Raw genomic sequence first — 11,244 nt, 5'->3', positions numbered from 1 at the left:
TGGTCAGGACGTACGGAGGGTCAGCGATCGTCGGAGACGGTCGTCTTCTGCACCTGGAGCAGGAACTCCGCGTTCGACTTGGTCTCCCGCATCTTCTCGAGCAACAGTTCCAGGGCCTGCTGCATCTCGAGCGCGTGCAGCACCCGGCGCAGCTGCCAGGTGACCTTGAGCTCCTCGGGCGCCATGAGGATCTCTTCCTTACGGGTACCGGACGCGTCGACGTCCACCGCCGGGAAGATCCGCTTGTCGGCGAGCTGACGGTTGAGCTTCAGCTCCATGTTGCCGGTGCCCTTGAACTCCTCGAAGATGACCTCGTCCATCCGGGACCCGGTCTCGACCAGGGCGGTGGCGAGGATCGTCAGCGAGCCGCCGTTCTCGATGTTGCGGGCGGCGCCGAAGAACCGCTTCGGCGGGTAGAGCGCCGTGGAGTCGACACCACCGGACAGGATCCGGCCCGACGCCGGGGCCGCGAGGTTGTAGGCGCGGCCCAGCCGGGTGATGGAGTCGAGCAGCACGACCACGTCGTGTCCGAGCTCCACCAGGCGCTTGGCGCGCTCGATGGCGAGCTCGGCGACCGTGGTGTGGTCCTCGGCCGGCCGGTCGAAGGTCGAGTGGATGACCTCGCCCTTCACCGACCGCTGCATGTCGGTGACCTCTTCCGGCCGCTCGTCGACCAGGACGACCATCAGGTGGCACTCGGGGTTGTTCTTGGTGATCGCGTTGGCGATCGACTGGAGCACCATGGTCTTGCCGGCCTTCGGCGGCGAGACGATCAGCCCGCGCTGGCCCTTGCCGATCGGCGACACCAGGTCGATGATCCGGGTCGTCAGGATCCCCGGGTCGGTCTCGAGGCGCAGCCGCTCCTGCGGGTACAGCGGAGTCAGCTTGTTGAAGTCGACCCGGCCCTTGGCCTGGTCGGGCTCCATGCCGTTCACCGTGTCGAGGCGGACCAGCGCGTTGAACTTCTCGCGCCGCTCGCCGTCACGCGGCTGCCGTACGGCGCCCGTGATGACGTCGCCCTTGCGCAGGTTGTTCTTGCGGACCTGGGCGAGCGAGACGTAGACGTCGTTCTGCCCTGGGAGGTAGCCGGTGGTCCGGACGAAGGCGTAGTTGTCGAGGATGTCGAGGATGCCCGCGACCGGGATCAGGACGTCGTCCTCACTGATCACCGGCTCTTCGTAACGCTCGCGGCCACCGCGGCCACCGCGGTTGCGCTCACGGAACCTGCGGCCCCGGCGATTGCGGCCGCCGCCCTCGCCGTCGTCGTCCCCGCCGCCGCCCTGGCTCTGCCCCCGGCGCTGGCTCTGATCGCCGCGGTCACCGCGGTCACCACGGTCGCCGCGGTCACCACGACCGTCGCGGTCCCCGCGCTCGCCCCGGCTCTCGCGGTCACCGCGCTCTCCGCGGTTGTCGCCACGCTCGCCCCGGTTGTCGCCGCGGGTCTCGCGGTTGTCACTGCGGTCGCGACCGCCGCGCCCCCGCTGACGGCCACCGTCGCGGTTGCCGCCGCCTTCACCGTCATCGGACTTCGCGGGCTGAGCACCGGACCTGTCATCGCCGCCGGTGGGCTGCTCTTCGTTCTCCTCGCCACGTCGGACGGCCGCCGTACGGCCACGTCGCGGCCGCTCCTTGGTGGTCGTCTCCCTGGCCACCTCGGAGGCGCGCTCGGGAGCGGCGGTGGCCACCTCGGCGGTGATCTCGGTCGCCACGGAGCCGCTCGCACCGGCCCCGCCAGCGTCGGCCGTGCCGGTCGAGAGGGCCGCTCCGCCCCCGCTCACGTCGGAGACGCGTGCGGAATTGACAACAGTTCCCTGCTCGCCACCCGCCGGGCTCTGCCCCTGCTTCTCCTGGCCGCCCTGCTTTTCCTGAATTGCCGCGATGAGCTGACTCTTACGCATCCCGGCAGTGCCACTGATGCCGAGGTTGGACGCTAGCGCCTTGAGTTCGGGCAGCACCATGGCGGACAGGCCGGTACCGGTCCGGCGACGCCGGGGTGCGACGCGCTCAGCGCCTGCGGGTACGGGCTCGATGTCACCTACTGGGCTCAATGCGTCCGTAAGAAGTTCGCTGGATTCGCTCACTAAGGGTCCTTCCCAGGGAGCGGGTGTTGGCCTCCGTCGGCCAGGCAACCCGGTGGTGCGATCCGGCGGGGGCGCCGAATCGTGCTCCGCCGATCACGATGGGGTCGCCATCGGCGATGTCTGGGCACAGCCAGATTGTCGGGACGGTTCGCTCGTGCGGACCCCCGACTCCGTTACGTCCGAAGCTTTGCTGGGATGCCAGACAACGGGAAGTTTCGGTGTCGGGGAACCACGTGCGCGGGGCGGACACGACCAAAAGGCCGGCCGGGCGATGCGTGGCTGACGAGCACACAGCCCCGAGCGGGGCATCTGGTGCTGCAACCAGCCTAACATCACCGGGGCACACTGCTATTCCTCAGAGGTCAATCTCGCGTGTCACGAACCGTCGAGCTGAACGCATGCGCCGTGGGGGTCGACGTTCAGCCGGTGTTTGTGCCACGAAGTACCCAGTTCTGGACCGATCGAATCAGTCTGTGACGCAGATGTGAAGGCCAGGACAGTGGGACCTGCGCCGGAGATCACTGCGGGCACTCCGGCCTCACGCAGAGTATCGACGAGCGCGGCGGATTCGGGCATGGCCGGGGCGCGATAAGGCTGGTGCAGCCGATCCGCCGTGGCGTCGAGCAGCACATCGGGCCCGAGCCCCTGGGTCAGCGCCGCGATCAGCAGTGCCGCGCGGCCCGCGTTCGCGGCGGCGTCCGAGTGCGGCACCACGTCGGGCAGCAGCCCGCGTGCCCGCTCGGTCGCGAGCCGCTGGTCGGGAACGAAGGCGACGACCTCGGTTTCGAGATCGAGCCGTACGAGCCGTGGCGCGCCCGCCGGAAAGCCTCCGCCCGCCGGGACGTCCGCGGCCGCGCGGGAGTCCGCCGCCGGCCGGGCGTCGGGTGTCCAGGCGATGGTGAGCCCGCCCGCCAGGCAGGGGGCGACGTTGTCGGGGTGGCCCTCGACGGCGGTCGCGAGCGCGAGCGCGGCGTCGTCGTCCAGCAGCCGCCCGTACGGATGGAGGGCGCGGGCGGCGCTGATGCCCGCCACGATCGCCGCTGAGGACGAGCCCAGCCCCCGGCTGTGCGGGATCCGGTTGACACAGCTCAGCCGCAGGCCGGCCGGTTGCCCGAGGCCCGCCGGAGCGAGCTTGTCGATCACGTCGAGGGTGCGGCGCAGCACCTGGACGATGAGGTGGGTCTCGCCGCGGTCGGCGACCTCGGCGCCTTCGCCCGAGACCTCGATCGACAGCCCGGGAGCGCCGGTGATCTCCACCTCGACGTCGTCGTACAGCGTCAGCGCCAGGCCGAGCGAGTCGAAGCCGGGCCCGAGGTTGGCGCTCGTCGCCGGGACCCGTACCCGGACCCGTACCGGCCCGTCACCCCACTCCACAGACCCTCCCCACCGCCACCGCCGTGATCATGCAGTTGTTCCCGCCCTCCCCGCCACTCCCGCCGTGATCATGCAGTTGTTCGCGCCCCTTCACGCGAACAACTGCATGATCACGGGTGAAGGGGCGTGTCACGCCAGGCCGAGGGACGAGGCGGCGGCGTGGGCGTCGACCGGGATCGTCGTCGGCGCGGGCGCACCCGAGATCGCCCAGTCGGGGTCCTTGAGACCGTTCCCCGTCACCGTGCACACCACGCGCGAGCCGGGCGGGACGAAGCCTTCGGAGCCGGCGCCCGCCTCGACGACCTGCAGCAGGCCCGCGACGGCGGCCGCCGACGCGGGCTCGACGAACACGCCCTCCTCGCGGGCGAGCAGCCGGTAGGCGGCGAGGATCTGCCGGTCGGTCACCGACTGGATCGCCCCGCCGGACTCGTCCCTGGCGGCCAGCGCCAGGTTCCATGACGCCGGGTTGCCGATGCGGATCGCGGTGGCGATCGTCTGCGGCTGGGCCACCGGGTGCCCGCGGACGATCGGCGCCGCGCCGCTGGCCTGGAAACCGAGCATGCGCGGCCTGCGCGAGGCCGTGCCCGACGCCGCGTACTCCTGGTAGCCCATCCAGTAGGCGCTGATGTTGCCCGCGTTGCCGACCGGCAGGCAGTGCACGTCGGGTGCGTCCCCGAGCGCGTCGACGATCTCGAAGGCCGCGGTCTTCTGCCCCTGCAGCCGGTACTTGTTGACCGAGTTGACCAGCGCCACCGGGTAGTCGGCCGCGAGCTTGCGGGCGAGTTCGAGGCAGTCGTCGAAGTTCCCGTCGACCTGCAGCAGCTTGGCACCGTGCACGAGCGCCTGGGCCAGCTTGCCCATGGCGATCTTGCCCTGCGGCACGAGTACGGCGCACGTCATGCCGGCCCGTACGGCGTAGGCCGCGGCCGAGGCGGAGGTGTTGCCGGTCGACGCGCAGATGACGGCCTTGGCGCCCTCCTCGGCGGCCTTGCTGATGGCCACGGTCATGCCGCGGTCCTTGAACGAGCCCGTCGGGTTGGCGCCCTCGACCTTGAGGTAGACCTCGCATCCGGTGAGCTGCGAGATCCGGTGGGCCGGGACCAGCGGAGTGCCGCCCTCGAGCAGCGTCACGACGGGCGTGTCCCGGGTGACCGGCAGCAGGTCGCGGTATTCCTCGATGAGCCCGCGCCACGCTCGGACGGTGGTCGCGTCCACGGTGATCCCCCTTGGATGACCTGCGAGGTTGTGCGCCGAGTCTATTGCCCTGAGGGGTGGCGGTGCCCACCCGATCCCAGATGCCGGACAACTCGGGCGGGCGCGTCCGCCCGGCGACCGTTCCGGCGGTCCGCCGTCACTTCTGATCGTCGCCTTCGACCCGCATGACGCTGGCGACGTTGCGCACGATGTCGAGCCCGCTGAGCCCGGCGACGGTCGCGGCGAGCGCCGCGTCCTCGGCCCGGTGGGTGACGATCACGAGCTGGGCGTCCTCGCCGTGCCCCTCCTGCCGTACGGCCTGGATCGACACGTCGTGCCGCGAGAACTCCTCGGCCACCTGGGCGAGCACGCCGGACCGGTCGGCCACGTCGAGCTGCACGTGATAGCGCGTGATCGTCTCGCCCATCGGCAGCACGGGCAGCGCCGCGTAGGTCGTCTCGGCCGGTCCGCGGGTGCCGTTCATCTTGTTGCGGGCCACCGCGACGAGGTCGCCCAGCACCGCCGAGGCCGTCGGCGCGCCGCCGGCCCCGGCGCCGTAGAACATGAGCCGCCCGGCCGACTCGGCCTCCACGAACACCGCGTTGTAGGCCTCGCGCACGCTGGCCAGCGGGTGTGATCGCGGGATCATCGCCGGGTAGACGCGGACCGACACGCCACGGCCGTTCAGGCTGTTGCCCGTGGGCTCGTCGGTCCGCACCCGCTCACAGATCGCCAGCAGCTTGACCACGCAGCCCATCGCCTTGGCGCTCGCCATGTCGGCGGCGCTCACTTCGGTGATGCCCTCCCGGTGCACGTCCGCGGCCGTGACCGTCGTGTGGAAGGCCAGCTGGGCCAGGATCGCCGCCTTCGCGGCCGCGTCGAAGCCCTCCACGTCGGCGGTCGGGTCGGCCTCGGCGTAGCCCAGCGACTGGGCCTCCTCCAGCGCCTCGGTGAACCCGGCGCCGTGGGTGTCCATCTGGTCCAGGATGTAGTTCGTGGTGCCGTTGACGATGCCGAGCACCTTGTGCACATGGTCGCCGACCAGCGATTCGCGCAGTGGACGCAGCAGCGGGATGGCCCCGGCGACCGACGCCTCGTAGTAGAGATCGGCCCCGTACTCGCGTGCCGCGCCGAACAGCGTCTCGCCGTCCTCGGCCAACAGCGCCTTGTTGGCCGAGATCACCGCCTTGCCGGTCTTCATCGCCGCCAGCATCAGGCTCCGCGCGGGCTCGATGCCGCCGATGACCTCGATGACGATGTCGATGTCGTCTCGGGTCACCAGGCCGACCGCGTCCGTGGTCAGCAGTTCCGGATCGACTCCCGCACGGGGCTTGTCCAGCCGCCGTACGGCGACGCCGCCCAGGTGGAGCGGGGCGCCGATCCGGGCGGCGAGGTCGTCGGCCTGCTCACGCAACAGCCGTACGACCTCGGTGCCGACGACGCCGCAGCCCAGCAGCGCCACCGTGAGCGCTCCAGCGGGTTTCACCGTGTTACCTCCCCGTCCAACCTCAGCAGGTCGTCCTCGGTCTCCCGGCGAACGATCACCCGGGACGCGCCGTCGCGTACGGCCACGACCGCGGGGCGCGGGACGAAGTTGTAGTTGCTGGCCATCGATCGACAGTACGCACCGGTCGCCGCGACCGCCACGAGGTCGCCGACGGCGAGATCTTCCGGCAGCCACAGGTCGCGGACGACGATGTCGCCGCTCTCGCAGTGCTTGCCGACCATCCGGCTGAGCATCGGGCCCGCCTCCGACACGCGGCTGGCGAGTACGGAGGTGTACTCGGCGCCGTACAGGGCGGTGCGCAGGTTGTCGCTCATGCCGCCGTCGACCGAGACGTAGGTCCGGATGCCCTCGACGTCCTTGATCGTGCCGACCTCGTACAGCGTGATGCCGCCAGGGCCGACGATGCCGCGGCCGGGCTCGACGGTCAGGCGCGGCACGGCCAGGCCGTACGACTCGCACTCCCTGGCCACGATGCGGCGCATGTTGTCGGCGAGGCGCTTGGGGTCGGGGGCGTCGTCGCCGGCCACGTAGGCGATGCCGAACCCGCCGCCGAGGTCGAGCTCGGGCAGGTCGACCCCGTGCTCGTGCCGGATCGCCACGAGCAGCTCCGCGACGCGGTGCGCGGCGACCTCGAACCCGTCGGTGTCGAAGATCTGCGAGCCGATGTGAGAGTGCAGGCCGACGAGCTCGAGCTGTTCGAGCTCCAGGATGCGCCGTACTGCCTCGAGCGCCGCGCCGGAGCTGCGGGCGAAGCCGAACTTCTGGTCGTCGTGGGCGGTCGCGATGAACTCGTGGGTGTGCGCCTCGACTCCGGTGGTGACCCGCACCATGACCTTCGGGCGCTTGCCGAGCTTGTCGGCGAGGAAGCCGAGGCGCGCGATCTCCTCGTAGGAGTCGACCACGATGCGGCCGACCCCCGCCTCGAGCGCCCTGGTGAGCTCGGCGATCGACTTGTTGCTGCCGTGCAGCGTGATCTTCTCCGGGGGAAAGTCCACGGCCAGCGCCACCGCGAGCTCGCCGCCGGAGCAGACGTCCAGGCCGAGGCCCTCTTCGTCGATCCAGCGCGCCACGGCGCCGCACAGGAACGCCTTGCCCGCGTAGTGGACGTCGCCGTCGTGAAACGCCGCCCGGTACTCGCGGCAGCGCGCACGGAAGTCCTCCTCGTCGAGGACGTACAGCGGTGTGCCGTACTCCCCCGCGAGATCTCGGACGTCGACGCCGCCGACGGTCAAGGCCCCCTCTTCACGCTTGGCGCTGCGCGGCCAGACCGCCGGGACCAGCGCGTTCAGGTCCTCGGCCGGAGGCATCGGGTGATCTTCGGGCAGGATGTCCGCGTGACGCGATCCCGCCGGGTGAGCCCTACTCAAAATCTCTCTCTCGGGGTCTCGCCGAGCATCTGAAGCCCGTTTCCAATGGTGATCCGTACGGCCTCGGCCAGGGTCAGCCGGCCGCCGTGGCGGGCGTCCGGCTCCTCGTCGCCGAGGGGCAGCGCCGGGCGCCGCTCGTGCACGTCGTGGTAGGCCTCCGCGACCCGCTCCAGATGCCGTGCGAAGGCCGCCGCGTCGCTTTCGCGCACGGCCTGAGCGGCCCGGCCGGGGACCTCGGCCAGCAGGTCCAGCAGGCGGGTCTCCAGCGGGTCGCCGGGCTCGTGCGGCCCTGGGGCGATGCCGAGGACGCCCGCCTCCCGCCGGACCGCGGCGGCCCGGGCGTAGGCGTAGCGCACGGAGAAGCCCGGGTTGCCGAACGTCCGCGGCCGGTCCGGCCAGGGGGACGCCGGGCGCGGCACCGCGGCGAGGCCGTAGCCCTCCTCGGCCGCAATGCTCTCCGCCAGCCCCGAGGCCTTGATCGTGAGGAAGCCTCCGACGGCCTCGGACCGCAGCGGCAGCCGCTTGGCGATCACCTCGGCGACCTCGTGGGCCGGCCGTCGCTCGGCGGCGGCGAGCCGCAGCGCCAGCGGCGTGCCGTACGACCCGTTCGCGCAGGTCAGCAGAGCATCGCTCGGTGGCGCGCAAGCGAGCTCACCGGCGTCTCGAGCCGCGGCCACCGCGGCGAGGACGGCGCCGCCCACATCGGCTGGGGTCACCCTGGCGAGACTATCCGACCACCATGTGGACAACGGTCGCGGTCATGCCGTGTTCAGCGCCGGTTTCGCCGCTAAGCGTGCGGGCCGGCGCCCGCGAGTTTGCGCACGGTACGGATGAGGTGCGCGGGGTCGAAGGGCTTGGTGACGTAGGCGTCCACGCCGATCTCATGGCCGCGCCGGATGTCGTGGTCCTGCGCCCGCGCCGTGATCATCACCACTTTCATGTGGCTCGTGGCGGGATCCTCGCGCAGCTTGACCGCCGTCACCCAGCCGTCCAGCCGGGGCATCATGATGTCGAGCGTGATCACGAGCGGATCGACCTCGATCACCTTGTCGAGGCAGTCCTGCCCGTCGACAGCGGTCTCGACCTCGAAGCCCTCGAGCTGGAGGTTCACGGCGATGAGCTGCCGGATCACCTCGTCGTCATCGACGACCAGCACCCGTCCCAGTGGATCCGTCACGGCCACCCAAGCTAGCCGGTCGGCCCACTGAACGCACGGCGAATAACCAGGTGCGCGTCGGCGTTTCATAGCTGGTAGCCTTCTTCCGCGCCAGCCCCCTTAGCTCAGGGGATAGAGCATCGGCCTCCGGAGCCGAGTGCGCAGGTTCGAATCCTGCAGGGGGCGCACTTCAAGATCAGCCAAACCCCGGACCATCGGCGGAGACGCCGGGCCGGGGTTTTCACATGTATATGGCCGTATGCCACCAGACGCCGCCATGGTCGCGGCTCCCCGGAATATATGGAGCGGCTCCGGCGACAGCCGACCATGTCAGCGCCGTCCAGGCCCGCTCTGACCGTCACTGCTGGGTCCACGGCGCCGCCCAAGAAACCGATTTGCAGCACACCTCCCACCTGTCACGATCAGATCGTGAACGACGAATGGGAGACCATCGACACCCACATCATCGAGCGCCAGGCGCTCAAGGCTGTCCAAGCGATCAGGGCGGCGTTCGAGTGCGGCCTGTCAGATGCCGTTCACCTGCTCCAAGCGCGATATGACCACCTACGTCAGGCACGCCCCGACGACTTCACCGACAGCCATGCGGAGTAGTGGCACGAGGTCTACACCAGACGGAGTTCCGTGCCATTCATATCCTGCTCCGCGACCCGGGTCTCTTCGTAGCCAACCGGCGCTTCCGGCTCAGGCCGGATCACGCTCCGGCAGGACATCGTCTCGCAGCACGCTGTAGAGCACTGCATCGCGCCACTGCCCGTCCCGAAAACCGTAGCTGCGCAGCACGCCTTCGCGTGTGAAGCCTGCCTTCTCCAGAGCGCGCTGCTCAGCGATGTTGGTCACCTCGGTGCCGGCCTCGATCCTGGCCGCCTGTGTATGCGCGAACAGGTACCGAACCACAAGCCGCTGGGCCTCGGTACCGTAGCCGCGGCCGCGGGCCTCCGGCACGAGAGCGATCCCGATCTGCCAGCAAAACGAGAGCTGCGAAGTCACGACTTTCCGCCAGGCCACGAAACCCAGCCGGTCATCGCCACAGACCACCAGCAGTTGACCGGCGTCATCGCCAAGCAGGCCGTTCTCTGCCCACCGGCGCCGCCAGAGGCCCGGATCCTTCCAGCCATGCCACTCAAACGACCCAGCGGCCTCCGGATCCCACAAGAACCGTTCGAGCACCGGCAGATCATCCTCAGCCACCGGGCGCAGCATCACATGATCGACACCCATGACGGCCCACGCTACGTCCCCGGTGACCCGGCCGAGAGGCAATCGCCCGAATCAGGATCTACTGGACCTGGGTGATCGACCCCATCGACGGCACCCAGCCTCCACTTCGCTGAGCTGCGCTGCAGGGGTCGCGGGTGCGTCCAAGTAGCCGGCTGCCTGCGTGAGGAAGAGGGTGGCGTACCTTGCGCGGCGGGCCATCAGTTCGTCGTGCGTGCCCTGTTCGATGACGGTGCCCCTGTCCAGGACATAGATACGGTCGGCGCCGCGGACCGAGGAGAATCGGTGCGAGATCAGCAGTACCGTGCGGCCCGCGAACAGGTGCCGGATGTGCTGGAACAGCTCCTCTTCGGCCTCGGGGTCGAGGGCCGCGGTCGGCTCGTCCAGGATGATGAACGGCGCATTCCGGTAGAAGGCCCGGGCGAGCGCCAGCCGTTGCCACTGCCCGCCGGACAGGTCCTCGCCGCCCGTGAACTCCTTGCTCAGCACGGTCGCGTACTCCTGGGGGAGGCTCTGCAGGAAGTCGTGGGCCCCCGCCTGCCGCGCGGCTCTGGTGATCCGGTCGGGATCGGCGGGCCGGTCGGCGCGGCCGAACGCGATGTTGTCGAGGGCGGACAGCTTGTAGCGGACGAAGTCCTGGAAGAGCACGGCGGATGTCTCGCGCAACGACGCCGGGTCGGTCAGTGGGGCACCGTTGAACAGCAGCGTCCCCTGGTCCGGACGGTAGAGGCCGGCCAGGAGCTTGGCGAGGGTGGTCTTGCCGGAGCCGTTCGCTCCGACCAGCGCCACGACCTCCCCGGCGCGCAGCGTCACGGTCACATCGCGCAGCGCGGGGTGTGCCGAGCCCGGGTAGGTGAAGCCGATCCGTTCGGCGCGGAGGTCCCGGAGGTTCGGCACGGGCAGGTCGTTCGCCGGACGTGCACCGGCATCGGGTTCCGCGAAGGTCTTCAGGTCCTGTAGGTAGAGGACGGCCTCGGCGATGTTGCCCATCAGCCCGCCGAGCATCTGCAGCCGAGTGGACAGCAGCCAGAGTCCGGTGAGCGCGGTCAGCGCCGTCGGCATATCGACGAATCCGCTGCCCATCAGCCACCAGACCGCGCCGGCCACTGCCACGATCAGCAGGTCGCCGGCAAGGCGGGCGCGGATCTTGCTGCGCAGGTGGCGGCGCTGCGTGCGCACGGTTCCGTCGATCTCGTGCTCGTACTCGGCGTTCCAGCGAGCGTTCAGCAGCGGCCCGAGGCCGAGCGTGCGGACCTCCTTGGCCTCCTCCCGCCCGGTCATCAGGCGCTCGAAGTACTCCCGGACGCGGCGGTTCTCGGCCAGGTCCAG

At 70.3% G+C, this 11,244-nt stretch carries 10 protein-coding genes and 1 tRNA gene; 2 read left to right on the top strand and 9 right to left on the bottom strand.

Going from position 1 to position 11,244, the window contains the following annotated elements; translation table 11 throughout:
* Positions 1 to 20: 20 nt before the first annotated feature.
* From rho to HKK72_RS30060, 7 genes are all read right to left on the bottom strand, one after another.
* Entirely contained in the window at positions 21 to 2,081 is a 2,061-nt protein-coding gene (gene rho / locus HKK72_RS30090; RefSeq protein ID WP_187237822.1) for a transcription termination factor Rho, read from the bottom strand.
* A 375-nt stretch (positions 2,082 to 2,456) separates the two neighbouring features.
* The gene (thrB, locus tag HKK72_RS30085) at positions 2,457 to 3,455 is read right to left on the bottom strand and encodes a homoserine kinase (RefSeq protein WP_187237821.1); all 999 of its coding nucleotides are present in this window, start codon (positions 3,453 to 3,455) and stop codon (positions 2,457 to 2,459) included.
* Positions 3,456 to 3,584: 129 nt separating this feature from the next.
* On the bottom strand, positions 3,585 to 4,670 hold the full coding sequence (thrC, locus tag HKK72_RS30080; protein WP_187237820.1) for a threonine synthase: 1,086 nt from the start codon (positions 4,668 to 4,670) through the stop codon (positions 3,585 to 3,587).
* A 136-nt stretch (positions 4,671 to 4,806) separates the two neighbouring features.
* A complete protein-coding gene (locus HKK72_RS30075; protein WP_187237823.1) occupies positions 4,807 to 6,111 on the bottom strand; it encodes a homoserine dehydrogenase in 1,305 nt (434 codons plus the stop codon).
* A gap of 20 nt (positions 6,112 to 6,131) precedes the next feature.
* Positions 6,132 to 7,523: a diaminopimelate decarboxylase gene (gene lysA, locus HKK72_RS30070; protein WP_187237819.1), complete on the bottom strand. Its 1,392-nt coding sequence runs from the start codon at positions 7,521 to 7,523 to the stop codon at positions 6,132 to 6,134.
* Positions 7,520 to 8,239, bottom strand: a complete 720-nt coding sequence (locus HKK72_RS30065; RefSeq protein ID WP_187237818.1) for a DALR anticodon-binding domain-containing protein — start codon at positions 8,237 to 8,239, stop codon at positions 7,520 to 7,522. The genes lysA and HKK72_RS30065 overlap by 4 nt, the downstream gene beginning before the upstream one ends.
* A 71-nt stretch (positions 8,240 to 8,310) precedes the next feature.
* On the bottom strand, positions 8,311 to 8,679 hold the full coding sequence (locus HKK72_RS30060) for a response regulator (RefSeq protein WP_315987516.1): 369 nt from the start codon (positions 8,677 to 8,679) through the stop codon (positions 8,311 to 8,313).
* 114 nt (positions 8,680 to 8,793) lie between these two features.
* Between HKK72_RS30060 and HKK72_RS30055 the strand changes: the two genes are divergently transcribed.
* Together HKK72_RS30055 and HKK72_RS30050 are read left to right on the top strand one after the other, a co-directional pair.
* Positions 8,794 to 8,865 (top strand) — tRNA-Arg (locus HKK72_RS30055).
* Positions 8,866 to 9,108: 243 nt separating this feature from the next.
* On the top strand, positions 9,109 to 9,291 hold the full coding sequence (locus tag HKK72_RS30050; protein WP_187237816.1) for a hypothetical protein: 183 nt from the start codon (positions 9,109 to 9,111) through the stop codon (positions 9,289 to 9,291).
* Between the two features lie 90 nt (positions 9,292 to 9,381).
* Here HKK72_RS30050 and HKK72_RS30045 read toward each other — a convergent pair whose 3' ends face one another.
* A complete protein-coding gene (locus HKK72_RS30045) occupies positions 9,382 to 9,918 on the bottom strand; it encodes a GNAT family N-acetyltransferase (RefSeq protein WP_187237815.1) in 537 nt (178 codons plus the stop codon).
* Between the two features lie 51 nt (positions 9,919 to 9,969).
* Positions 9,970 to 11,244: ABC transporter ATP-binding protein (locus tag HKK72_RS30040; protein ID WP_187237814.1), on the bottom strand; the 1,275-nt coding region annotated here is incomplete at its 5' end.

The sequence above is a fragment of the Actinomadura sp. HBU206391 genome, from assembly GCF_014323665.1.
GTDB lineage: Bacteria > Actinomycetota > Actinomycetes > Streptosporangiales > Streptosporangiaceae > Actinomadura_C.
The sequence above is the reverse complement of the archived record's forward strand: the minus strand, read 5'-3'. Positions and strand labels throughout refer to the sequence as shown.

Excerpts from the sequence above, each read along its gene's own strand:
- HKK72_RS30045 (WP_187237815.1), bottom strand. The coding sequence starts at position 9,918 with ATGGGTGTCGATCATGTGATGCTGCGCCCGGTGGCTGAGGATGATCTG.